Source organism: Paraburkholderia phenazinium, from assembly GCF_900142845.1.
GTDB classification, from domain to species: domain Bacteria; phylum Pseudomonadota; class Gammaproteobacteria; order Burkholderiales; family Burkholderiaceae; genus Paraburkholderia; species Paraburkholderia phenazinium_A.
Genome location: NZ_FSRU01000002.1, coordinates 983,256 through 1,006,974, shown reverse-complemented (window position 1 = coordinate 1,006,974; position 23,719 = coordinate 983,256). Strand labels below are relative to the sequence as shown.

Here is a 23,719-nt window from a genome sequence, read left to right as displayed (position 1 = left end):
TCATGAAAACGTCGACGACCGTGAATGGCCCGCTCAATCACGAACGCAATCTGCCGGAGGCGATCGCTTCCGCGCTCGCGCCGGAGGACGGTGCGGCTCGCCGCGTCTCCGCGCGCCGCGCGTGGGAGGGACCGGCGTGGTGGGCAGCCCGCAAAGACGCGTTGAGGACGCCGCCGGCGGCGACGCGAATTGCCATCAACGGACGCTTCCTGTTGCGGCCGGCCACGGGCGTCGACCGCTTCGCGTTCGAAGTGGTACGCAGTCTCGACGTGTTGCTGGGCGTTCGACATCCGGCCGCGTCCGCACTGGCTGTCGAGATCCTGTTGCCGGAAAGCGAGAGGCCGGTGTCGAAGCCGTTCGCGCACATCGGCATGCGGGTGGTGCCCGGCGCTCAGGGTCAGCTCTGGGAGCAGTTGCACTTGCCGCGCGCGGCGCAGGGCGCCTTGCTGCTGAACCTGTGCAACACGGCGCCGCTGTTTCTGCGCCACCAGGTGGTCGTGCTGCACGACGCGGCGCCGATGCGCGTGCCGGACAGCTACAGCCGGACGTTTCGCACGTGGTACCGCCTGATGGCGCCCATGATCGGCTGGTCCTGCCGGCGCATCGTGACGGTCTCGCAGTTTTCGAGCCGCGAATTGCGCGACATTTACCGCATACCCGCCGAGAAGATCGGCGTCGTGTCGGAGAGCGGCGAACACATGCTGCGACCCGACGAGGACGCCGGTGTCCTGCGCAAGCATGGTCTTGGACAGCGACCGTTCGTACTCGCTGTGAGCAGCCTGACGCGCCACAAGAACTTTGGCCTCGTGGTCGAGGCGCTGCGCCTGATGCCGGACGCGAAGTTCGACGTCGTGGTTGCGGGCGGCACCGACCCGGCCGTGTACGCGTCGAACGCCACACCGTTGCCGGCCAGCATCAGGCATATCGGCTTCGTCTCGGACGGCGAGCTCAAGGCGCTGTTTCGCCATGCCGTGTGCTTCGTGCATCCGTCACGCTACGAGGGCTTCGGCCTGCCGCCGGTGGAGGCCATGACGCTCGGCTGTCCCGTGATTGCAGCGGACTTGCCGTCCGTGCGCGAGGCATGCGGCGACGCCGCGATCTACATTTCTCCCGACGACCCGGCGGGGCTGGCCAGCGCGATCGGCCGCGTGACCGGCAATGGCACGCTGCGCGCGAGTCTGCGGGAACGTGGCCTCGCGCGGGCCGGGCAATTGACGTGGTTGGCGACCGCCGAACAACTCCTGCACGAGATCTCTCCATGGACCGCACGCCCGTCGATCTAGAACACCCGGTGCGTTCGCGCACCGCCTCGCCGTCACCCGGCAATCGTCGCCATGACTTTGGCCGCGTAGCCGTGGTGCACGAATGGCTGACCACCTACGCCGGCTCCGAGAAGGTGCTCGCGCAGATCCTGCAGATATGGCCGGACGCCGACCTCTTCGCGGTGGTCGATTTCCTGCCGGACGAAGAGCGCGTCAAGCTGCTCGGCAAGCGCGCGACGACCTCGTTCATCCAGCGGCTGCCGCGCGCGCGAACCGCCTACCGTAGCTACCTGCCTTTGATGCCGCTCGCGATCGAGCAACTCGACATGTCCGGCTACGATCTGGTGATTTCGTCGAGCCACGCGGTCGCCAAAGGCATCCTCACCGGACCCGACCAGGTGCATATTAGCTACGTGCATTCGCCGATCCGTTACGCGTGGGATCTGCAGCACCGCTACCTGAGCGAATCCAGGTTGACGTCGGGCGTCAAAGGCGCGATAGCGCGTCTGATCTTGCATTACATCCGGATCTGGGACCAGCGCACCGCGCACGGGGTCGATGCGTTCATTGCGAATTCCAGCTTCATCGCGCGACGCATCCGTAAAGCGTACGGCTGCGATGCCAGCGTCGTTTATCCGCCCGTCGATATCGAGAGTTTCGCGCTGTGCACGCAGAAGGAAGATTTCTACCTGACGGCGTCGCGGATGGTGCCGTACAAGCGCGTGCCGTTGATTGTCGAGGCGTTCGCGAACATGCCGGAGCGCAGGCTCGTCGTGATTGGCGACGGACCGGACTTCGCGCGGGCGAAGGCCGCCGCGACGCCTAACGTCACGCTGCTCGGCTATCAGTCGGATCGCGAACTCATCGATTTCATGCGGCGTGCCAAGGCCTTCGTGTTCGCCGCCGAAGAGGACTTCGGCATTGCACCGGTCGAGGCGCAGGCATGCGGGACGCCGGTTATCGCGTACGGTCGTGGCGGCTCGCTCGAGACGGTGATCGCGTCCGACGACGTGCTCACCCGCACCGGCCTGTTCTTCGCGCGGCAGTCGGTCCCGGACGTCATCGAGGCGGTAGAGCGTTTCGAGGCGATGGGCGCATTCGATCCGCTCGCCTGCCGGGCGAACGCCATGCGCTTCACCGCCGAACGCTTTCGCGACGAACTGCTGGAGATCGTCGCGCAGGCAGTTGGGCAGCGCATGTCGAAAGCGGTATCGCGAGCGGCGGCGGGTAGCACTGCTGCTGCGGGCATCGCCGAGCGGAGCGAGACGTCATGGATCTGAGCCTGGCGGGCGGCATCGTGATCGGGCTCGGGGTGCTGGCGCTCCTGCTGCCGTATCAGTGGGCTGTCTACGTGATGGTGGCAAGCACGCTGTTCGGCGCGACGGAGGCGGTGGCGTTCGGTGGTATCGGCGTGTTACCGGCGAGCCTGTTCATGCTGTTTTTCATTCTGCGAACCCTGCTGCGCGAGGATTCACGCGCCATCTGGGCCAGCATCAGCATCGGCTCGCCTGGATTCTGGCTGCTGCTGCTGGTCGGCTACGGGTGCGTATCTGCGGTGGTGTTCCCGCGTGTTCTATCGGATTCGACCTTCGTTTACGCCATCGATCGTACCGATACCAGTACCGCGCAACTCGCGTTGCAGCCGCTCGGTCCGGTATCCGGCAATCTCAGCCAAGCCGTTTATCTGGTGGGAGAGTGTTTCCTGTACATCGCCGTATCGATGACGATGCGCCGCCGCGGCGCGAGCCACACGATCGCCGATGCGTTTCTGTTTCTGTCGGTGCTGAACGTCGCGGCAGGGGCCGTCGACCTGCTCGGCGGAGCGGCGGGCGTGGATCTGCTGGATGCGATCAAGACGGCGCAGTACTCGATCATCGACGATGCCTCGATTGGCAGTGTGCGACGGATCAGCGGCACCTTCTCCGAGTCGTCCGCGTTCGCCGGATTTTCGTTGCCGTTGTTTGCGTTCACCGCCAATCTCTGGCTGCTCGGGTACCGCCGCACGCTGTGCGGATTGCTCTCCTTGCTGACGGCCGGCTTCATCCTGCTGTCGACGTCGAGTACCGGGTACGTTGGCCTCGCCATGTATCTGATCGCGTTTATGTCGAGCCGTACCGGGGCCATCACGCGCGCGAGTCGGGCAAGAAAACTCCAGGTGATCGCGATAGGGTGCGTTCTGGTGGTGCTCGCCGCCGGCGTGCTGGTTGCGATCGATTCGCCCATCGTCGCCACGGTAGCCGATGTCGTCGACCATACCCTGACGAACAAGATGGACAGCGATTCGGGCGTCGAGCGGAGCGCGTGGAACATGCAGTCGCTGGTGAACTTTGTCGACACCTTCGGACTAGGCGCGGGACTCGGCAGCGCGCGGGCCTCGAGCTTCATCGCCGTGACGATTGGCAACCTGGGCATGCCTGGTTTCGTGTTGTTCGGAGCATTCGTCTGGCGATCGATCCGGCAGCCGCGCATGCGGGCGTTAGTGATGGAGAACCGGATCGTGGGACATGCCACCGCTCAGGCGATGATGGCTGCGTTAATCGGCTCGGCAATTTCGGGGACCGTATTTGATTTGGGGCCTTGTTTTTATATGTTTTCCGCCGCGACCTTCAGTTTGTTGAGCACGAGCGTAGTACGACCCGATCGGCAATTGCGGAGCACGGTCCGACCGTCTGGAGGGGTATTCCGGTGAACCGATTACTCTCCCTTCTTGAGAAAAGAGAATGCCTGCTCCTGTCGATTGACGCATTCGACACGTTGCTGCTTCGAAAGCCACTGTCACTCGATCGGCGCCTGCTGAGGATTGCGCGTTTGTTTTGTAGCCGACTCGGCGACGTGACAAGCCATATTGATCCCCGTGACGTGGCGAAGCGCCGGCGGGAGGTGGAACGGCTTGCGTTTCGCGCTCGTGATGTCGCTGCACGGGGAGAGGTGCGCCTCACGGACATCGCCGCGACGCTGTTGCAACACATCGGCATTGATGAGGTCTTCGTGCCGGATTGGATTGCCTGTGAAATGGCCGTCGAACGCGCGTCGCTCTTTCCGAACCGCTCGCTGATTCGCACGCTCAGGCAGGTCGTCGAGCGTGGCATACCGGTTCGTGTCGTCAGCGATACGACACTGGGTCAACATGAATTGAGCCGACTCATATCGGATGTGTGTCCTGACATTCCTCATCTGGACGACATCCATACCAGTGCCGACATGCAGCTAACCAAGCGTGACGGAACGATCTTCGCTTCGGTAGCAAGTGCAGCAGGCGTTCCAGCGGCCAGGATTGTTCATCTGGGCGACGATCTGCTTGCCGATTGCACCATGCCTCGCCGTTGTGGGCTGACAGCAGTGCACCGTCCCCGCCAGACTGCGCACGTGGTCATCCGGCGAGCGGACGCGGCGATTGCGCGCGCGTTTTCGGGTTGGCACGCGTCTCGTAGCCAACGCGTTCGTCGCAATGTACCGGCCCAGCTTAAGGCCGGTACCGCGCTGGGAAGCCAGGTGCTCGGTCCGATTTTTGCGGAATATTGCCGAAGACTACATGTTTATCTAAAACATGCCGCGTTGGTTGAGGGGCCGATCGTTGCACTGTTCTGCGCGCGTGGAGGGCTTGGGCTGGAGCGCTTGTACCGGGAGTTCGCAAGCCAGTTTCCGGTTAGCGAAAACATTACTCTTGCGCCCTTGATGGTCTCGCGGCTGATCGCTGCGCGCGATGCGTTGGTATTTGGCGGTGAAGATGTTGTCGCAGAACTGGAATACGAATTCGGAAGCCGTGCTGTGAAAGCGGTTGCCCAAGCCTTGAGCGCAACGGATCAGGCACCCAGCGGACACTACACCAGCCTGAGGGAGCTTATTCATGCGCTGCGCAACGGTGCCGAGCCGGACCTCTGGGATTCGATTTCCGAACAGGCTGCGCTGTTTAGAGAAATGTGGCGCACGCTCGCCGACGGAAAGAGCGTCGTGCTGTGCGATACCGGACTATACGGAAGCACCTACAAGCTGCTTGAGCAAAGCGGTCTGGCGAGCGACGCTCATTGCGTGCTGTTAGCGCGTAGCGACTACAAAGGCCTTGGCCGTCAGCATTTTTCCCGTGTGACCGGACTCTTGACGGAGCGAAACGGCTACAGACCGGGTGACTCAATCTCATCCATTCTCGCATTCTGGCATCTGGTCGAAAGCATCGTTGAACCGGATCTGCAGAGTGTGCGCCGATTCAGTCGAGGCGATGGCGGAAGCATTGTGTCGAATCTGGAGACGGAGGGATGGCGAAACCGTGTCGAAGCGATGCCGCATGAGCAATTTGCGGAGGTTAAAGCGTATATCCGCAATATCTCGACCGAGAACAGTTCAGCTTCAAGCGTGTCGCAATTCCAGCTCTCGGCCCGCTTGCTGGAGCAGGTCGTCATGTTTCCGGACATCGACACCGTGAATAGGCTCGGAATGCGAAACCGGTCGATCGACTTTGGCCGTGAAGCAACGTTGTCGATTACCCATCCAGACTGCGAACAAGGCCGCCCGGGCGCGCGGCTTGTAGCCGTACGCAGATCGCTTTGGCCGAGCGGCGCCGCTGTAAAGGCGTTTCCGCAGGGTGGGCAATTTGTGCAATTTGCAATCAAGCTCGGCTACTCGGTGCGACCATGGATCAAGTAAAGTCAATCTTTCCGCGGGCAGAGTTGATGGCGGTATATGTCGCGTACGCATTTCGCTACTTATATCCGTTACTGCTGCTGCCGTACTATGGAAGAGTACTCGGGGCCGGAGGCTATGGTGTGGTCCTCGCGGGGATGTCCCTGTCAAATTCGATTTGGCTGTTTGTCAACTTCGGATTTTCGACGGTGGGCGCTCGCGATGCGGTCCAGGCGCGAGATGCGCGTACGCGTGCGTCCATATTGAGCGATCATCTGACCGCGAGGCTGGTGCTCAGCTTGCCCGGTTTGATTGTGGGCCTAATCGCGATTCATTTCTCGCTTGTTTTCCTGCATCGGCCGGCTGTCGGCTGTGTGGTGGTTTTCCTGGGACTGCTCGCAGCATTCAATCTGGGCTGGTACTTCACGAGCACTGGTCGAGCAAGGACAAGTGTACTCATCGAGGTGGCCGGCTTTTCAACCTCGCTGGCGTTAATTTTCGGTTTTGTGCACCGACCATCGGATCTGGCATATGTATTCCCCTTGTTGCTGATCTCGTGTGCCACTCAGTTGATCATTGCTTACTGGCTAGTGCGAAAGGAATTTTCGCATCTGTTTTCCAGACTTAAAGATGCGATAAATTTAATCCGGAAATCCACAACAATCTTTATATATGGCGGAACGTCTGTGCTTCTGATTGGCGCGTCCACATATATTCTATCGATGCTGGCGCGCGAATCCGAGGTAAGTGCATTCGGCGTGGCAGAGCGCCTGATCGCCGCCGGACTAAGCCTGATGGCGCCGGCCGCTCAAATCCTCGTACCGCGCGTGACGCATCTGGTCGTGACCGATCCTTCGCGGGCGAACAGACTTACGCGTCAGATATTCGCCTGGTTTTTTGCCGGGGCCGTGTGCGCAACCCTGCTGACGCTGACGTTTGCCGACTGGTTTATACCGCTGGTGTTCGGGCACGGTTTCCAGCAGACGGCAGGGGTACTCAAGCTCATGGTCTTTGTGTTCCCGGTCAGCGTCTGCACGCAAGTGCTGGGCATGTACTTCCTCATTCCGCGCAAGCTCGAACGGCTGCTTGCGCGTGCCGGCGTTGTCAGTGCAGTCGTGAACATTGCCGTCGCTGTGCCGCTTGCGACCCATTGGGGGGCAATGGGAATGGCGACAGCCCGACTGGTCGGCGAACTGACGATGCTGACGGTATTGGTGGCGGGCATGCATCGTTCGAACCTGCTGAGCGAGCTGTTCAGTGTCGAGCCGGTGGGCGTGCCTGTTCATGAATTCGGTGAGGGCTGAACCCATGCGAGCGAATGCCGTAGGGGATCGCGCGTCGGGCAGGGCCAAGCCGGTTTTTCTTCCTAGACTGGAACCAGCATGAATCACGACAATTCCATCTTCAATACGACTCACGGCGCTTTCGGGCGCCCGGGCTCGAACGAAGCGCCGCACATCTGCGCAGGCATCGCCACCCGCGGCCGGCCCGCTGAAGTGGCGACGATCGTCGCGTGTCTGCGCGCGCAGACACTGCAGCCCACGTCGATCATCGTTGCCTGCACGAGTCCCGACGATATCGGCACGCTGCAAGAGGCCGACGACCTGCGCATCGTGTACGTCAAACCGGGCCTGACGCGTCAGCGCAACGCGATTCTTGATCGGATGCCGGCAGAGACCGACTACGTCGCATTCTTCGATGACGATTTCGTTGCGCACCCGGACTGGCTGCGCGAGGCGGCCAATGCCTTCCAGGCCGATGCTGCGATCGCGTGTGTCACAGGCCATGTCGTCGCTGACGGCATTCTCGGCCCCGGCCTTACGGTCGACGACGCGCGGCGTGAGCTCGCCACGGCGCAGCCGGGACGTCACGGCTGGATCCACGACGGCTACAGTCCCTACGGCTGCAACATGGCGTTTCGCGCGTCGGCGGTCGAGGGGTTGCGCTTCGACGAGCGGCTCGTGCTGTACGGCTGGCTCGAGGATCGGGACTTCGGTGCGCGCGTCGCGCAGGCGAGAGGCCGGCTCGTGAAGCTGGGCAGCGCGCTCGGTGTCCATCTCGGCGTGAAGCGCGCGCGTGTGCCGGGCCGCCGTCTCGGCTATTCGCAAGTGATGAATCCCGTCTACATGATGCGCAAAGGCACGATGTCGCGCGGCGAAGCGTGCGTGCAGATCCTGCGCAATGTGGCCGCCAACGTCTCGAAGTCGATCTCCCCGGAGACGTATATCGACAGACGCGGCCGGCTCGCCGGCAATCTGATCGCGTTCGGCGACGTGCTGCGTGGACGCCGCACACCAGAACGCGCGGCACGGCTGTGAGCCACGCCCGCGTATGACACCCGCTAACCTGACTGCGAATCCCACGGGGACACGATGAATTCGACGGACCACCGCGCCATGCCGCCGCTCGTCCCCGACACAATGCGCGTGCCCAACTGGCCGTCACGGGCGCGCGAGCGGCACGCGCCGAGCGTCGCACTCATCAACGTCAAATACAGTCCGAATCTCGGTGACGGTCTTCTGTCGGAATGTCTCGAAGCGGAGCTGGCCAGCGTGTTGCCGGCGCTGGCGATTCGCGTGATCGATCTTGCCGGCCGCACGGAATATGACCCGGGTACGCGCTCGCGCAAGTCGGTGCTGACGCTGATGCACCACAGCCCGCGTGTCGTGCGTCACGCGATCGCGCAATCCGTGCTCGGCTCCAAACTGCACATGCATCTGCGCCCGCACTGGCGCGCTGCGCTGCGCGGCGTCGATGCGGTGATCGTCGGCGGGGGCAACCTGCTAAGCGACGCGGATCTCAACTTTCCGCTCAAGCTCGATGCGGTGATGGCGGAGGTACGCAGTCTGGGGCTGCCGGCGGCGGTATTTGGCGTCGGTGCATCCGACAACTGGACGCTGCGTGGAGAAGCCTTGTTTCGACGTGCATTCGGCGGACCGGCGCTGTTCCATGCGTCGGTGCGCGAACCGCGCTCGGCCGAGATCTGGCGGCAGCGGCTGAGTCCCGCCGGGATCCCGCCGGCGCAGATCGTGCACGATCCCGGTCAACTGGTGTCGCGGCATGTCGCGCGCAGTCGCGCGCCCGATAGGACGGGCACGTACATTGGCCTCGGCATCACGCATCCGATCGCCCTCAAGTACCACGGCGGCAACACGCATGTCTCCGCCGCCGCGCAGGCGGCGTGGTACAGCGCGCTCGTGCGGGCGGGCAGCGCGCGCGGCTGGCGCTTCGTCGTATTCGCGAACGGCAGTCCGGAGGACGAAGCGTTTCTCGCCGAACTGCGTCCCGCGCTTGCCGCGGCGGCAGGGCGGGAGCAGGTCACGTTCGCGCCGCGCGCCGCAACGCCGGCGGATCTCGCGCGACTGATCTCGTCGTTCGATCTGCTGATGGCTCACCGGCTGCACGCGAACATCGCGGCGTTTTCGTATGGCATCCCGCAGATCGGCTTCGCGTGGGACGTCAAGCTCGAGACGTTTCTGACCCAGGTTGGGCGACGGCATTGTCTGTGCCGGGTGGGCGCCGACCCGATCGATTCCGTCGTCGCTCTGGCCGTCCAGCAGCTCGGCGAGGGCGTCGATGCGAGCATGCATCGCACCGTGCTCGCCGAAGCGCGCGCGCATGTCGCCGATCTGGCTAGCGCGCTCACCACGGCCGTAGCGCCGGCGCGATGCACGGACCGGATCGCGCAGGTCGCGCTGGAGGTGCGCGCATGACTGCGACGCCGCCGGAGCGGCTCGTGATCGTCAACGACGCGTCGATCGCGCACGGCGGCGCGACGGCGCTTGCCTTACTCGAGGCGCGTCTGATGCGGGAACGTGGCATCGAAGTCACGTATATCGCCGGTGACGATGCCGCCAATCCCGAGTTCGAGGCGCATGGCATTGCGACTGCCGGGCTCGGGCGAGCGCGGTTGTTGCAGGCTGGAGCGGCCGCACTGCGTGAGGGGGTGTACAACACGGGCACCGTGAGGATGCTAAACGGCTGGATGGATCGACACGACACACCCGGCACCGTCTACCACGTGCATGGCTGGAGCCAGATCCTGTCGCCTTCGCTGTTCGCGGCGCTAAGCCGCGTGCGCGAGCGGACGGTGATCACCGCCCACGATTTTTTCCTCGTCTGCCCGAACGGGGCCTTTGCCGACTATCGGGCGGGCACGGTATGCACGCGTGTGCCACTTGGCGTCTCGTGCATGACACGGCATTGCGACAAGCGGCATTACGTCCACAAGCTGTGGCGGATGGCGCGGCAGGCCGTGCAAGCGCAGACGCTGCGCTTCGATCCGGCCGGCCCGCGGGTGCTGATGGTGCATGCCGCGATGCGCGAACCGCTCGAGCGCGGCGGCATTCCCGCAGCCTGCCTGCAGACCGTGCCGAATCCGGTCACACCCTGGAGCGATACGCGTATCGCCGCGGAACACAACGGCGAATTCGTCTTCGTCGGACGTCTCGCCCCCGAGAAGGGTCCTGACCTTGCCGCGGCCGCCGCGCGGCGGGCCCGCGCGCGGCTCGTGGTGATCGGCGACGGCCCGATGATGCCGGCGCTGCGGGCCGCTTATCCGGAGGTCACGTTCTGCGGCAGGCTCGCGCCGGAGGAGGTCGCGCGGCGCGTGCGGTCCGCGCGGGCGCTGTTGATGCCGTCGCGCTACCCCGAGCCATACGGGCTGGTGGCGGCGGAAGCGATGTGGAGCGGCCTGCCGGTGATCGCTTCCCGATCGGCGCTGCTGGCGGAGGATATCGTCGGCAGCGGGGCGGGGGAGGTATGCGACCCGACCGACGAAATAGCGTTTGCCGGCGCGATTGCCCGTATCGCCCGGGACGACGATGCGACGCGGGCGATGAGCCTGGCCGGGCACAGCGCGACGCGCCATGTGGGGCTTTCGCCGGATGCGTGGGCCACGCGGCTGATCGCGGTCTTTGCAGACTGTGGTCACCCCAGCAGGGAACTGGGTGAATCGATGGATGCTGGGGTGAGCGGTGAACCCGTTCAATCCCTTTAGGGGAAGCACGCGATGGAGCGGATCTTCAGGCTGGCTAAAAGCTTGTACCTGGCGGTGTTCACGACAGTCGCCTATCGAGCCATGCGCCGCGAACAAGGCGACCGGTCGAATGAGCGGTCGCCCGGATCCATCAAGATCGTCTGCCGGTACGGCTTGAAGAATGGCCTGACGAACGGGGCCCTCTACAACGGTCTGGCGCTGGAGACACTCGGATACGAGGTGGAGCAGCCCGACGTCACGTTGGCGATGCGAAATCCGTTCAAAAGAATCTTCTGCAAGAAAGGCGGCCTGTTCGTGTTCCATTGTGCGGCACCGCAGTTCCTGCTGCTCGCGTGGCCGCTGCGGCGCCTCCTGCGCAGCGGGAAGCTGATTGGTTATTTCGCGTGGGAACTTGCTGAACCGCCTGAGAACTGGCCGAAATACGAAGACCTTTGGGACGAGATCTGGACGCCGAGCCGGTTTTCGGCGCAGAGCCTGGCCAAGCTGTATGCCTGTCCGATTCGTGTCGTGCCTCATGTGTTGTTGAAGAACCGTAGCCCACGGCGATGGCGCAAGGGTGAAGAGCCTTTGACCTTCCTGACCATGGCCGATGCGCGCTCAAGTCTTGCGCGTAAAAATCCGCGAGCCGTTGTCGCTGCGTTTCTTGATGCCTTCCCGACTGAAGACGACGTGTCTCTTGTGATCAAGCTTCAGGCCAACCCGTCGTCCGAAGAAGTGAACGCGCTTCTCGCTGAAGTGGAGGGTGACGCGCGGATCCGGGTCATCCAGGAGACGATGACGCGAACCGACGTCGACCGGTTGTTTTCGGGCGCCCACGTGTATGTTTCGCTGCACCGCGCCGAGGGGTTTGGGTTGCCGCTTCTGGAAGCCCGCCTGTTCGGACTGGCGACGCTCGCTACCGCCTGGTCGGGCAACCTCGATTTCATGAGCGAAGAGAACAGCGTCCTGATTCCCTACGAGCTCGCCACCATGCGCGACGAAGGTGGCGTCTACGGAGAGGTGACGTGGGCGAACCCCGATGTGGGTGCTGCAGCGCTTGCCATGCGCCGGTTTTATGAGGACCCGGCGCATCTCGCCGAGGTCGCAAAGGCCGGCTGGGAGGCCAGCAGTCCCGAGCGACAATTGGCTCGCCTCGCCGAGGCCCTGAGGACGCCTCCTCTCGACCCGCTCGCACTGAACGTAGCGGCGTGATGCGGACGAGACAGCGAGCGGATGCTGACGGCGCGGAGGTGTCGAGTTGAATCAGCTTGCACGGGTTGCGTGTGTCGTGTCGAGCGTCGCCGCGATGGCTTGCGGATCGGCCGCAGCCGCGGATCAGACCATGAGTGTGGACAGATTCGTAGAGGGCATTGCGGTCAACACCCACATCCATTACACGGACGGTGCCTACGCCAATGTGAAGAACGTGAAGGACGATCTGGTCTGGCTCGGCGTGCGCCATGTTCGGGATGCGGCGCCTGGAGGCGCGGCGCCCCTGTCTGCGTATGCCGACCTGGCTAGCGCCGGTATCCGGTTCGATTTTATCGTCCGGGAGGAGACGGCCCGCTCGCTCGCGCAGATCAAGGCCGTCGCGACGGCGTCGCCCGGCAGCGTCGACGCAGTGGAGGGATATAACGAAATCGATAACTGGCCGATCGCCTATGACGGTCTTAAAGGAGACGCGGCAGGTCTGGCGGCGCAGAAGGCAATCTATGCCTTTGTGCATGGCGATGCCGCCTTGAGCGGCGTTGCCGTCTACGACCTGACCGGATACGACCTCGCGTCGGTCACGACCCGAACCGGCTCGGCCGACTACGCCAATGTGCATGTGTATCCGCAGAACGGAGCGCAGCCCGGCTACACCGCCAACGCCGACTCATGGATAAAAAAGGGCACCCGGGCCATTCAGGGATTTGCTCTGCCGTTGGTCATCACCGAGTTCGGCTATTTCACCTTGCCGCAAAGTGGCTGGTACCAGATTGGCGTTGATGAGGATAGCCAGGCAAAGGGCATCCTGAACGGCCTGTTCGACGCGGCCATCTCGGGTGTGTCCAGAACCTACCTCTACGAACTTCTGGATGAAAAGGCGGACCCGCGCCAGGTCGACGCGGGTATGCACTACGGTCTGTTCACGTTCGACAACCGGGCGAAACCGGCTGCAATCGCGCTGCACAATCTCATGGCGATATTGAAGGCAAACGGCGATACCGCCTCGAACCAGATGGACGAGGAGGGCAGGCGTTATACCGTTTCGGATCTGCCGCCCTCCGGCAGAAGTGTGTACCTGCGCAAGGCCGACGGAACATCCATCCTCGCCTTGTGGAACGAAGTGCCGTTTTGGGATCGGGCCAGCGGGAAACCGGCGCTCTCGATGTCCGCACCGGTTCGTGTCGATCTGGGCGGCATGGCTGCGCGCGTGGACCTCTACGACCCGACGCGCGGCACGGCGCCCTGTCAAACGGAGCGCAACGTGAAACAGCTCCGGGTTGACGTTCCCGATCACCCCGTCTTGCTGGAAGTGACCTTCCCGAACTAGCTGCGGATCTTTTACGCATTGCCCACGGTCAGACAGCGGCAAGACCGTTGGTATATGCTGTCACCTCGCGTCGCCAACCGGCACAACCGGAACCACCGGAGCCCCACGAACGACGCCGGCTTTAGTTTTTCTATTGCCTTGCCATCAAATAAACCTATTTCCGCCTTAACTTCCCAGACACTACCATTGAAGCCCATTGCACGAAGTCGAGGCGCAGCCGGGTAGCTGAGCGCTCACGATCACAGGAGGAAGCACATGTCGACCGAAGCGAAATGTCCGTTCAACCACACCTCCGGCGACGGTACGTCGAACCGGGACTGGTGGCCTAAACAACTGAATCTGAAACTCCTGCATCAGCACTCGTCGCTGTCGGATCCGATGGGCGAGGGCTTTAACTACACCGAAGAGTTCAACAGTCTCGACCTCGCCGCCGTGAAGAAGGACCTGCTGGCGGTGATGACCGACTCGCAGCCCTGGTGGCCGGCGGACTTCGGTCACTACGGGCCGTTTTTTATCCGTATGGCATGGCACAGCGCCGGCACGTATCGCACCGGCGACGGCCGCGGCGGCGCCGGTGCCGGCCAGCAGCGTTTCGCGCCGCTCAATAGCTGGCCCGACAACGTCAGCCTCGACAAGGCCCGCCGGCTGATCTGGCCGGTCAAGCAGAAGTACGGCCGCAAGATCTCGTGGGCCGATCTGATCATTCTCACCGGCAACGTCGCGCTGGAATCGATGGGCTTCAAGACCTTTGGATTCGCCGGCGGCCGCCCGGACGTCTGGGAGCCGGAAGAAGACGTCTACTGGGGCACCGAAACCACGTGGCTGGGCGGCGACAAACGCTACTCAGGCGTGCGCGACCTCGAAAACCCGCTCGCTGCCGTGCAGATGGGCCTGATCTACGTCAACCCGGAAGGCCCGAACGGCAACCCGGATCCGCTCGCCGCCGCCGTGGACATTCGCGAGACCTTTGCGCGCATGGCCATGAACGACGAAGAGACGGTCGCGCTGATCGCGGGTGGTCACACCTTCGGCAAGACCCATGGCGCCGGTCCTGCGACCCACGTGGGACCGGAACCGGAAGCGGCGCCCATCGAGCAGCAGGGCCTCGGCTGGAAGAGCAGCTTCGGCACGGGCTCGGGCGGCGACGCCATCTCCAGCGGCCTGGAAGTCACGTGGACCAGCACGCCGACGCAGTGGGGCGGCGAGTTCTTCAAGAACCTGTTCGGCTACGAATGGGAGCTGACGAAGAGCCCGGCCGGCGCGCATCAATGGAAGCCGAAGGGCGAGGCAGGGGCCGGGGCGATCCCGGATGCGCACGACGCCTCGAAGCGCCATGCGCCCTCCATGCTGACAACGGATCTCTCGCTACGCTTCGATCCCGCTTACGAGAAAATTTCAAGGCGCTTCTACGAGCATCCGGAGCAGTTCGCCGATGCGTTTGCGCGGGCGTGGTTCAAATTGACGCACCGCGACATGGGTCCGCGCGCCCGCTATCTCGGCCCGGAAGTGCCGGCCGAAGAACTGATCTGGCAAGACCCGATTCCCGCGGTCGATCATGCGCTGGTCGATGCGCAGGACGTTGCCGCGCTCAAGGCGAAGATTCTGGCGTCGGGGCTGTCGGTCTCGCAACTGGTGTCGACGGCGTGGGCGTCGGCTTCCACCTTCCGTGGCTCGGACAAGCGTGGCGGCGCAGACGGTGCGCGCATTCGCCTCGCGCCGCAGAAGGACTGGGAGGTCAACCAGCCGGCTCAACTGGCGACGGTGCTGGAAACGCTCGAACGGATTCAGCGCGAATTCAACGGTGCGCAGTCCGGCGGCAAGAAGATTTCGCTTGCCGATCTGATCGTGCTGGCGGGCAGCGCGGGTGTCGAGCAGGCCGCGAAAAACGCCGGTCATAACGTCACGGTGCCGTTCGCACCGGGCCGCATGGATGCGTCGCAGGCGCAAACCGATGTGGACGCTTTCGCCGTACTCGAACCGATCGCCGATGGCTTCCGCAACTACCTCAAGGGACCGCTCGCCGTGCCGGCCGAGGCCTTGCTGGTGGACAAGGCGCAACTGTTGACGCTGACCGGGCCGGAACTGACCGCGCTGGTGGGCGGCCTGCGCGTGCTCAATACCAACTATGGGCAGAGCCAGCACGGTGTGTTGACTCAACGTCCGCAAGCGCTGACCAACGACTTCTTCATCAACCTGCTCGACATGAGCACGGAGTGGAAGCCGGTGTCGGAGGCCAAGGACGTGTTCGAAGGCCATGATCGCGCGACCGGCAAAGTGAAGTGGACCGGCACGCGTGTCGATCTGATCTTCGGCTCGCACTCGCAACTGCGGGCGCTCGCCGAGGTCTATGGCAGCGCGGATGCACAGGAAAAGTTTGTGCATGACTTCGTCGCGGCCTGGGTCAAGGTGATGAATCTCGATCGCTTCGATCTTGCCTGAGCGCAGACGCTGGACCTTGAAGGTTTGAGGTTGCAGCAGAACGGACGAACGGCCGGTCGTGAGACCGGCCGTTTTTCGTTCGCGCGTTTTTGCTGACCGCATGAGCCGATAACGCAAACGCTATCGGCTCATGCGGTTTCGACATTGGAGCCGCGCCGTCCCCATCCGTACACTTGTCGTTCAGTGCCTGCAGAAGAGCAGCGTGTCGCGCAACGCAACCGCATGCACGACACCCACGACACCGATGAATGGCCGCCACAGGCCATCTGGACGGAGACACACGTTGGACAAAGACACCTTTGCCGCATCGGCTGCGGCGGCGCAGCCCGCCCGCTTCAATTACCGCTGGCATGTCCTGCTCTGGCTGCTGGTGGGCGGCATCATCAACTACATGGACCGCGCCAGCCTGTCGATCGCCGCGCCCGGCATGATTCACGAACTCGGCCTGACGCGCACGCAGATCGGGCTGCTCGGCAGCGTGTTCGCGTGGACCTATGCCGTGATGCAATTGCCGGCGGGCTGGGTGATCGACCGTTTCGGCGCCAGGCGGGCCTACGCGCTCGGCATGATCTGGTGGAGCGTCGCCACGTGGCTGACCGGCGTGGTCGGTTCGATCTCCGCCTTGCTGGTGATGCGCGCCCTGCTCGCGGTGGGCGAGGCGCCGTGCTGGCCGACCTCGGCGAAAATCACCGCCGCATGGTTCCCTGCCAAGGAACGCGGCTTTGCGACGGGCGTATGGGATTCGTCGTCGAAGTGGGGGCCGGCGCTCGCGCCCGCCATGCTCGTCGCGCTGATGATCGCGTTCGGCTGGCGTTCGCTGTTTCATGTGACGGGCGCGGTCGGCATCGCGTTTGCCTTGCTGTTCCTGCTGCTGTATCGCAACCCGGTGGACAGCAAACGCCTCTCGAAGGAAGAGTTCGCCTATATCGAAGCGGGCGGCGGCGGTCACGAACGTTCGCTGACCACCTCGACGCTGCGCTGGCGCTCGCTGTTCACCCGGCGCAGCGTGTGGGGCATGATTCTCGGCTACTTCTGCACGATCTGGCTGTGGAATATCTTCCTCGTGTTCTTGCCGCTGTATCTGCTCGACCGTTTTCACATCTCGTTCACGCAGCTTGGCGTGGTGGCGGGCATTCCCTGGGCTGGCGGCGCGATCGGCGAAATCGCGGTCGGTTATCTGGCGAAGAAGATGGTCGATCGCCAGCTTGCCTCGCCGATCGACGCCAAGCGGTTGTTGATTGCGTGCTGCGCGGCCGGCGCGGCGGTGTGCGCGATCGCGCTGCCGTTCACTCAGGCGCTCAGCGTGACGCTCGTGCTGTTCACCGTGGGCCTCGCCTTCATTGCCGCCGTGGTCGGCTCGGCGTGGGCGCTGGCGGCGGATATCGCGCCGTCGTCGATGGTGGCGTCGGTGAGTGCGATACAAAATTTCGGCGGCTATTTCGGCGGCGCATTTTCGCCCGTCGTGGCGGGCTTTATCGTCGACCGCACGGGTTCCTATGCGCTCGCCTTTATCTCGGGCGGCATCATCGCCGGATGCGCGGCGCTGTTCTACTGGTTCATGGCCCGTCAACCGATCCGCGAGGATGCCGCGGCGCCGGCTGGCTGACACAGGCGAGTACAGGCAAAGGCGGGCAAAGCGGGCAAAGGCGGACACAGGCACGGGCAAACGCGAGCGGGCATCGGCATTCACTCAACGACCTCCGCGTCGTTTATGCTTCTGCTTGCCCCTTTCCACTGGAGATCCGTTTTGCCCAACTGGCCGCGCCTGGTCCTGATGAGCGTCCTCATCCTTTTCCTGCCGGTCTCCGCTCACGCGGAGCGATGCTGGCTGGTCGGGTGCGCCGGCAACATCGGCTACCTCTACATTCCCGACAGTCAAATCGCCCTGCAGCAGGACACCGGCTTTGTCACGGTCAACTCGGTTCGCTACAAGGTGGACCCTACGGGCAAGCTTCTGCGCGAATACGGACTGCCGGCGCTCGGCTCTGTGATTACGCTCAATAGTTCGGCGGTGCTGCTGCCGTACAAGGCGATGGGCGACGCGTCCGTTCTCAAGGAGATCGCCCGCTGGCCGTACGACTACGACGCGCAAGCGAAAACCGCGTCGCTCTACCAGTACAGGATCGACGAAGCGCTCGGCAGTGCCATGCGTGGCGGCGCGACGCTCCAGGTGCTGGGTTATGTCGGCGATCGCGCCTGGGGCTATTCGCATCTGTTTGCGCTCGTCATGGTGAAGTCCGACTGAACGCCGCGGCGAAGTGCTTCGCCGCACTCGTCGCCGATATGGTTCCTATATCGGTGTCATAGGTAAGCCCGTCTTCCACTGCGAATTCACGCTCCGCCATCCGCATCCGCCGGTCTTCATGGCACGCCCGGAGCTTCGCGCCTTCCCACATGCATTTCGCGACGCCTGTCGCCGACTCGTCGCAAACGGCTGGAGAGCAGGGCGCCGATGCGCGAATATTCGTCTGTCGCAAGAAATTGAGGTCCGGCTCCAGCCAGCAAGGGGCTGCCCAAGGTGACCACCAGACTTTGGACGGTTTCGAAAAAAGCCTGGAATAAACCCTAAGGCCTCGTGTTCGCCCTGATGTAGACGCAGTACGGGGCGCGCAGTGAAAAGCCGGAACCGGACTGTTTATCCCCAGCCAGAAGACGGTTTCCGCCGTCAGGTTGATTTAATTTTATTAAGGAATCTTAATCATGTCGAAAATGCTCGCAGGTCTCGCTCTCGCCGCTGTCACCCTTGGCGCTCCGGTTCTCAGCTTCGCCCAGTCGAATGCGCCTCTCACGCGTGCAGAAGTGCGTGCCGATCTGGTTCGTGTCGAACAGGCCGGCTACACCCCGTCTGCTAACGACCTGAACTACCCGGCCGACATCCAGGCCGCTGAAGCGAAGATCGCTGCGCAGGACGATTCGCAACTGACCAGCCAGGCAGTCGGCGGCGTCGCCCCGAACGGTAGCTCGGCATCGGGCACGGCATCGCATACGGCGATGCGCACCAGCGCCGGCTGTGTCGGTCCGGTCAGCTTCTGCAACATCTTCTTCGGTAGCTAAGTGATGCACGAGGGGGTCTGCGCCACGCGTTGTCTTGTGTGGGACCCCCAATCGTTCCTGTTGCAGAGGTAGACGGCTTGATAGACGAGTGCGCCGCGCAATCCTGTGTGGTTACCGGTCAAGCCAGCTACTTTTTGAATTTCACCCCCTTTCCCGTTTGATGGAGTTTCACCGTGAAGATCTCGCCTATCGCCGCATCGATTCTTTCCTTGTCCGCTTGCCTGTTCGCATCCACTGGTGCGATGGCGCAGGACACTCAGCCTGCTGCCGCCCCGATCAAAAACATCGTGCTGGTACACGGCGCATGGGTGGATGGTGCGGGCTGGAAGCCGGTCTACGACATCCTCACCAAGGACGGCTACCACGTCACCATGGTGCAGGAACCGCTGACCTCGCTGGACGACGACGTCGCCGCCACCAAACGCGTGATCGACCTGCAGGACGGCCCGGCCATTCTCGTGGCGCACAGCTACGGCGGCTCGATCATCACCGAAGCCGGTGTCGATCCGAAGGTGGCCGGCCTGGTGTATGTCGCGGCGCATGCGCCGGCTGTCGGCGAAGACGAGTCGGACCTGGGCAAGCAATACCCGAGCTACACCTCGAAGCAGCCGGGCGCCATCAAGAAGACCGACGACGGCTACACGTATCTGAATCCGGCGGACTTCCCGAAGGATTTCGCGGCCGATCTGCCGGTCAAGCAAGCGCAGTTCGAAGCGCAGTCGCAGATCCTGACGGCAGCGAAGGTCTTCTCGCAACCGATGTCGGTCGCGGCGTGGACCACCAAGCCGAGCTGGGGCATCGTGGCCGCGGACGACAAGATCATCAACCCGGATCTCGAACGCTTCTACTACCAGCGCGCGCATAGCCACACCACGGTGCTGGCCGGCGCGAGCCACTCGGTCTACGAATCGCGTCCGAAGGAAGTGGCGGCAGTGATCGAAGACGCGGCGAAGCACGCGCAACAGTAATACGCCGAAGAGTGGTCAAGGGCGCGCCCGTGGAGAAGGGCGCGTTCGTGTGACGGCCCGGAACCGGGGGCCGACGCATCGGCATGCCGGAAGTGAGCGGGCGGTTCGAACGCAGTCCTGAGCAGACCAGTACCGTTAATACTAGTATGTCTGCTGGACTGGATGCGGAGCGTGCTACCCCGTAGCATCGCCCATGGCCGTCCCAGCGCAACGGAAACAACCGAAGCAACCTGAGGCAACACCGAACGTTGCGCCGGACCATGCAGTGGCTCGCGCTCCGTGAATGCCGCCAGAGGTCCATTGATCCACGGCCACCGTCTACTCCGGATCGAAACATGGCGAACCCGCAAGAAAGCGTCGCACAAGCCTCCACGCCGCCGTCGCAAGACGGCGCGACTCATTGGAAGCGCAACCTGTTTGTCTGCGTCTTCGGCTCGTTTACCACCATCGTGGCGATGACCTTGCTGCTGCCGTTTCTGCCGCTCTACGTGGAAGAACTGGGCGTCAAGAGCCACGCGGCGATCGTGCAGTGGTCCGGTGTCGCGTACGGCGCGACTTTTCTCTCCGCCGCGTTCACCGCGCCGTTGTGGGGCAAGCTCGGCGACCGTTACGGCCGCAAGCTGATGCTGATTCGCGCCAGCCTTGGCATGGCCGTCGCCATGTCGCTGATCGGCATGGCGCACAACGTCTGGCAACTGGTGGCATTGCGCCTGCTCGCGGGGCTGCTCGGCGGCTATGCGTCGGGGTCCACCGTGCTGGTCGCCACCCAGACGCCGAAGGCGCGCTGCGGTTGGGCGCTGGGCATTTTGTCGTCGGGGATCATGGCCGGCAATCTCGCGGGGCCTCTGATTGGCGGTTCGTTGCCGCCGCTCATCGGCGTGCGGGCCACTTTTTTCGCAGCCGGCGCATTCATTTTCATCGCGTTTCTCGCCACGGCGTTCCTGCTCAAGGAAGATCCGCACCGCGTCGTGAAGAAGCGCGACGCGCAGCACGTCGATTGGCAAGCCATCCCGGACCGACGGCCGATCGTCGCCATGCTCGTCACCGGCGCGCTGCTGATGGTGGCGAACATGTCCATCGAACCGATCATCACCGTGTTCGTCGCGCAGATTGTCGAGGTGCGCCAGGTGACCTTCGTGGCGGGGCTCGTCATGTCCGCAGCGGCACTCGGCAGCATCCTCTCGGCGTCGCGTCTCGGACGGCTGGCCGACCGGATCGGTCATTGGAATGTGATCGTCGGCTGTCTGGCGGCGTCGGCCGTGCTGCTGATTCCGCAAGCGTTCGTGACGGCAGGCTGGCAACTCGTCGCGCTGAGATTTCTCATGGGCATGGCGCTGGGCGGTCTCTTGCCGTGTGTCGCCAGTGTCATCCGGCACAGCGTGCCGCAGCACATCGCCGGGAAGATGCTCGGCTATTCCACCTCCTCCCAGTACGCCGGTCAGGTGCTCGGCCCGTTGCTGGGAGGTTTTGTTGGCGGACACTTCGGCATGCGCGCGGTGTTCCTCGGGACCTGTGTGCTGATGGCGATCGGCGCGATCTACAACCATATCAACCGGAGCGTGGTCGGCCGCAGCAGCGTCGCGCTTTAAGCGTCGAACGACAGGCTGCGCCGACGGTTTTCACGCTGTGCCGGCAATGCCCCCTCCCTGAAATCTCACCGCATCGTCTCGGACTGCTTAATTCAACTGATGCGGCGGCAAACCTGCTCACGGAGAGTGAACAGGTTTGCCGCCACTGCTTCTTGAAATAGCGTGCGCCATGTGCTTTTATAAGATCTAACTCACATACTTTGAACGGCGTGTGAGCCGGGGACTTCGCAAAATAGCGTATCAACGCCATCGTATTGCTAATCGTAAGCATCTAAGAACGACTCGCCAATAAGGATGAGGTTAGCCAATGAGTACGATAAACAAGGGGATATCCGTTGTTGCGTGCGTGCTTCTGTCCGGATGCGGAACGTTGCTGTCCGGGTTGAATGCGGCCAGTTCGAATCTGGTCAGCGCCGAGCCGTTGAAGATAGACCAGACGGCCCTTCAGACGGCGGAGGTGTGCACGGATACGGGTGCGAGTACTTGCCGAAAGAATTTCATTCGAGGCGTGGTGCTCGATTCGATGATGAAGTGTCAGAAATTCGCCAATCAGCTGGTACTGACCGAAAATACGGTGAATACCTCGGGCGATATAGCGACGACCATCCTGACCGCGCTAGGCACGGTCTTTACCCCGATAACGACGATTCATGCCATGACCGCCGGCGCGACCGTGGTGAGCGGCAGCAAGTCCGCCATCAACGCCAATATCTACGCCAAGGCGTCGATCAGCAGCATGCAGTCGGCACTTGATAAGGTGTACACACAACCGATGCTCGCGTATATCACCGCCCTGAAGAATGCGGGCAACGACTCCGCCATCGACGTGGGAAGCGAAGTGCTGAATGTGCAAATGCTCCATGGGAATTGCGCGCTTGCCGAGGCGGAGATTTTCATCAACGGGACGGTGAGCAGTGCCTCGCCCCAGACCGTCAACCTCGTACCTGGCGTGATGCCCGCATCGGGCGTTCAGGCCGCCGCAGCGGCAGGCGGATGACGCGATGAAGCAACCGATACGACCAACCGACTCTGACCAATCCGAGACTCCATGAACGCAATCGCGCCGGGCGGAACACCCATTGAACATGTGTTTGTGCTGATGCTGGAGAACCGGTCGTTCGATCATATGTTTGCGCTGTCGGGCATACCGGGTATCGTCGCGGCGACTTCCGGCAATACCAACAGCTATAACGGCACGACCTACGCGTTCGGCGGCGGGGCGCCCGACCCCATGCCCACCGACCCCGGACACGAGTTCACGGACGTACTCGAACAGCTTTGCGGCGCGGGCGTGCCGTTCACCAAAGGCGCGGCGTATCCGCCTGTCCTGAACGGCGGCTTCGCCTCGAACTACGCGACGAGCCACACGGAAGGCGCGCCACCGCCGGCGGCCAGCGTGGGCGCGATCATGCAGGGCGTCGACACCGCCGCGCAGTCGCCTGCCATGTACCGGTTGGCGACTGAATTCGCGCTATGCGACGGCTGGCGTGCGTCGCTGCCTGGTCCGACCTGGCCGAACCGGTTTTTCCTGCACGGCGCGTCCTCGGCCGGCCTGGACCATTCGCCGACCTCAGCGGAGATGGCGGCATGGGAGCCTTTGGGTGGCTTCGCCTACCCGAACGGTTCCATCTTCGACGCACTGGGCAAAGGCAACTACCGTCTCTATCAGGACGACTCGGGCCTGCTGTGTGGACGGGTGCCGCAAGTGGCGTCTATCAAGGGCATTGGTTTCTTCGACGTCGACGGCCTGTCGCACTTCGGGGCCGACCTCAACGCCGGCTACACCGCCCGCTACACCTTCATCGAACCTTCCTATGGGAACATCGTCCAGAGCACCTACGAGGGCGGTACCTCGCAGCATCCCATGGACCGTCTGGCGGCCGGCGACCAGCTAGTGGCTCGCGTCTACAACGCGATCCGCAATTCGCCGTTGTGGCAGAGCAGCCTGCTCGTGATCCTGTACGACGAGCATGGTGGCTTTTACGACTCCGTCGAACCCGGCGAAGCAGCGCGGCCGAACGACAACGCGCCTGCGACGCTGAACGCGAATGGATTCCTGTTCGATGTCTACGGCGTGCGCGTCCCGGCCATCGTGGTGTCGCCGTGGGTCAGGCAAGGCGTGATCGACCATACCGTGTACGACCATAGCTCCGTGCTCGCGACTCTCGAGCGCCTGTTCGACATCCCGTCGCTGACCGAACGCGATCGCAATGCGACGGACCTGCTGTCGCTGATTTCGACGACTTGCCGCGTCGACTGCCCGGAGACCCTCTGAC

General features: G+C 63.1%; 18 protein-coding genes. All 18 read left to right on the top strand.

Annotated features, from left to right (window positions below):
• The first annotated feature begins 2 nt into the window (after positions 1 to 2).
• The 18 genes from BUS12_RS21640 to BUS12_RS21555 all read left to right on the top strand — a co-directional run bounded on the left by BUS12_RS21640 (position 3) and on the right by BUS12_RS21555 (position 23,718).
• Positions 3 to 1,283 carry a glycosyltransferase family 4 protein gene (locus tag BUS12_RS21640; protein WP_083640553.1) on the top strand — a complete coding sequence of 427 codons (1,281 nt, stop codon included), beginning with the start codon at positions 3 to 5 and terminating at the stop codon, positions 1,281 to 1,283.
• Positions 1,259 to 2,542 carry a glycosyltransferase family 4 protein gene (locus BUS12_RS21635; RefSeq protein WP_074299170.1) on the top strand — a complete coding sequence of 428 codons (1,284 nt, stop codon included), beginning with the start codon at positions 1,259 to 1,261 and terminating at the stop codon, positions 2,540 to 2,542. Before BUS12_RS21640 ends, BUS12_RS21635 begins: the two co-directional genes overlap by 25 nt.
• Entirely contained in the window at positions 2,533 to 3,951 is a 1,419-nt protein-coding gene (locus tag BUS12_RS21630; protein WP_074299169.1) for a hypothetical protein, read from the top strand. The genes BUS12_RS21635 and BUS12_RS21630 overlap by 10 nt, the downstream gene beginning before the upstream one ends.
• Positions 3,948 to 5,903, top strand: a complete 1,956-nt coding sequence (locus BUS12_RS21625; RefSeq protein ID WP_074299167.1) for an HAD family hydrolase — start codon at positions 3,948 to 3,950, stop codon at positions 5,901 to 5,903. Before BUS12_RS21630 ends, BUS12_RS21625 begins: the two co-directional genes overlap by 4 nt.
• The gene (locus tag BUS12_RS21620) at positions 5,891 to 7,183 is read left to right on the top strand and encodes an oligosaccharide flippase family protein (protein ID WP_074299165.1); all 1,293 of its coding nucleotides are present in this window, start codon (positions 5,891 to 5,893) and stop codon (positions 7,181 to 7,183) included. The genes BUS12_RS21625 and BUS12_RS21620 overlap by 13 nt, the downstream gene beginning before the upstream one ends.
• A gap of 78 nt (positions 7,184 to 7,261) precedes the next feature.
• On the top strand, positions 7,262 to 8,197 hold the full coding sequence (locus BUS12_RS21615) for a glycosyltransferase family 2 protein (protein WP_083640551.1): 936 nt from the start codon (positions 7,262 to 7,264) through the stop codon (positions 8,195 to 8,197).
• Between the two features lie 54 nt (positions 8,198 to 8,251).
• On the top strand, positions 8,252 to 9,592 hold the full coding sequence (locus BUS12_RS21610; protein ID WP_253190180.1) for a polysaccharide pyruvyl transferase family protein: 1,341 nt from the start codon (positions 8,252 to 8,254) through the stop codon (positions 9,590 to 9,592).
• On the top strand, positions 9,589 to 10,878 hold the full coding sequence (locus BUS12_RS21605; protein WP_083640550.1) for a glycosyltransferase family 4 protein: 1,290 nt from the start codon (positions 9,589 to 9,591) through the stop codon (positions 10,876 to 10,878). Before BUS12_RS21610 ends, BUS12_RS21605 begins: the two co-directional genes overlap by 4 nt.
• Positions 10,879 to 10,890: 12 nt before the next feature.
• The gene (locus BUS12_RS21600; protein ID WP_083640549.1) at positions 10,891 to 12,069 is read left to right on the top strand and encodes a glycosyltransferase; all 1,179 of its coding nucleotides are present in this window, start codon (positions 10,891 to 10,893) and stop codon (positions 12,067 to 12,069) included.
• Between the two features lie 46 nt (positions 12,070 to 12,115).
• Positions 12,116 to 13,393, top strand: a complete 1,278-nt coding sequence (locus BUS12_RS21595) for a calcium-binding protein (protein ID WP_253190179.1) — start codon at positions 12,116 to 12,118, stop codon at positions 13,391 to 13,393.
• Positions 13,394 to 13,648: 255 nt separating this feature from the next.
• Positions 13,649 to 15,832 carry a catalase/peroxidase HPI gene (katG, locus tag BUS12_RS21590; RefSeq protein WP_074299159.1) on the top strand — a complete coding sequence of 728 codons (2,184 nt, stop codon included), beginning with the start codon at positions 13,649 to 13,651 and terminating at the stop codon, positions 15,830 to 15,832.
• Positions 15,833 to 16,115: 283 nt separating this feature from the next.
• Positions 16,116 to 17,438 carry an MFS transporter gene (locus BUS12_RS21585; protein WP_074299158.1) on the top strand — a complete coding sequence of 441 codons (1,323 nt, stop codon included), beginning with the start codon at positions 16,116 to 16,118 and terminating at the stop codon, positions 17,436 to 17,438.
• Between the two features lie 168 nt (positions 17,439 to 17,606).
• The gene (locus BUS12_RS21580) at positions 17,607 to 18,077 is read left to right on the top strand and encodes a hypothetical protein (RefSeq protein WP_143788422.1); all 471 of its coding nucleotides are present in this window, start codon (positions 17,607 to 17,609) and stop codon (positions 18,075 to 18,077) included.
• 455 nt (positions 18,078 to 18,532) lie between these two features.
• Positions 18,533 to 18,886 carry a DUF4148 domain-containing protein gene (locus BUS12_RS21575; RefSeq protein ID WP_074299154.1) on the top strand — a complete coding sequence of 118 codons (354 nt, stop codon included), beginning with the start codon at positions 18,533 to 18,535 and terminating at the stop codon, positions 18,884 to 18,886.
• Positions 18,887 to 19,128: 242 nt separating this feature from the next.
• On the top strand, positions 19,129 to 19,854 hold the full coding sequence (locus BUS12_RS21570; protein ID WP_437123886.1) for an alpha/beta fold hydrolase: 726 nt from the start codon (positions 19,129 to 19,131) through the stop codon (positions 19,852 to 19,854).
• A 335-nt stretch (positions 19,855 to 20,189) separates the two neighbouring features.
• Positions 20,190 to 21,443, top strand: coding sequence for an MFS transporter (locus tag BUS12_RS21565; RefSeq protein WP_074299152.1), 1,254 nt, complete (start codon positions 20,190 to 20,192; stop codon positions 21,441 to 21,443).
• Positions 21,444 to 21,954: 511 nt separating this feature from the next.
• The gene (locus BUS12_RS21560) at positions 21,955 to 22,440 is read left to right on the top strand and encodes a hypothetical protein (protein WP_143788421.1); all 486 of its coding nucleotides are present in this window, start codon (positions 21,955 to 21,957) and stop codon (positions 22,438 to 22,440) included.
• Between the two features lie 51 nt (positions 22,441 to 22,491).
• Positions 22,492 to 23,718, top strand: a complete 1,227-nt coding sequence (locus tag BUS12_RS21555; RefSeq protein ID WP_074299148.1) for an alkaline phosphatase family protein — start codon at positions 22,492 to 22,494, stop codon at positions 23,716 to 23,718.
• Position 23,719: the final 1 nt, after the last annotated feature.

Excerpts from the sequence above, each read along its gene's own strand:
- BUS12_RS21640 (WP_083640553.1), top strand. The coding sequence starts at position 3 with ATGAAAACGTCGACGACCGTGAATGGCCCGCTCAATCACGAACGCAAT.
- BUS12_RS21635 (WP_074299170.1), top strand. The coding sequence starts at position 1,259 with ATGGACCGCACGCCCGTCGATCTAGAACACCCGGTGCGTTCGCGCACC.
- BUS12_RS21630 (WP_074299169.1), top strand. The coding sequence starts at position 2,533 with ATGGATCTGAGCCTGGCGGGCGGCATCGTGATCGGGCTCGGGGTGCTG.
- BUS12_RS21620 (WP_074299165.1), top strand. The coding sequence starts at position 5,891 with ATGGATCAAGTAAAGTCAATCTTTCCGCGGGCAGAGTTGATGGCGGTA.
- BUS12_RS21615 (WP_083640551.1), top strand. The coding sequence starts at position 7,262 with ATGAATCACGACAATTCCATCTTCAATACGACTCACGGCGCTTTCGGG.
- BUS12_RS21610 (WP_253190180.1), top strand. The coding sequence starts at position 8,252 with ATGAATTCGACGGACCACCGCGCCATGCCGCCGCTCGTCCCCGACACA.
- BUS12_RS21605 (WP_083640550.1), top strand. The coding sequence starts at position 9,589 with ATGACTGCGACGCCGCCGGAGCGGCTCGTGATCGTCAACGACGCGTCG.
- BUS12_RS21600 (WP_083640549.1), top strand. The coding sequence starts at position 10,891 with ATGGAGCGGATCTTCAGGCTGGCTAAAAGCTTGTACCTGGCGGTGTTC.
- katG (WP_074299159.1), top strand. The coding sequence starts at position 13,649 with ATGTCGACCGAAGCGAAATGTCCGTTCAACCACACCTCCGGCGACGGT.
- BUS12_RS21580 (WP_143788422.1), top strand. The coding sequence starts at position 17,607 with ATGAGCGTCCTCATCCTTTTCCTGCCGGTCTCCGCTCACGCGGAGCGA.
- BUS12_RS21575 (WP_074299154.1), top strand. The coding sequence starts at position 18,533 with ATGTCGAAAATGCTCGCAGGTCTCGCTCTCGCCGCTGTCACCCTTGGC.
- BUS12_RS21570 (WP_437123886.1), top strand. The coding sequence starts at position 19,129 with ATGGCGCAGGACACTCAGCCTGCTGCCGCCCCGATCAAAAACATCGTG.
- BUS12_RS21565 (WP_074299152.1), top strand. The coding sequence starts at position 20,190 with ATGGCGAACCCGCAAGAAAGCGTCGCACAAGCCTCCACGCCGCCGTCG.
- BUS12_RS21555 (WP_074299148.1), top strand. The coding sequence starts at position 22,492 with ATGAACGCAATCGCGCCGGGCGGAACACCCATTGAACATGTGTTTGTG.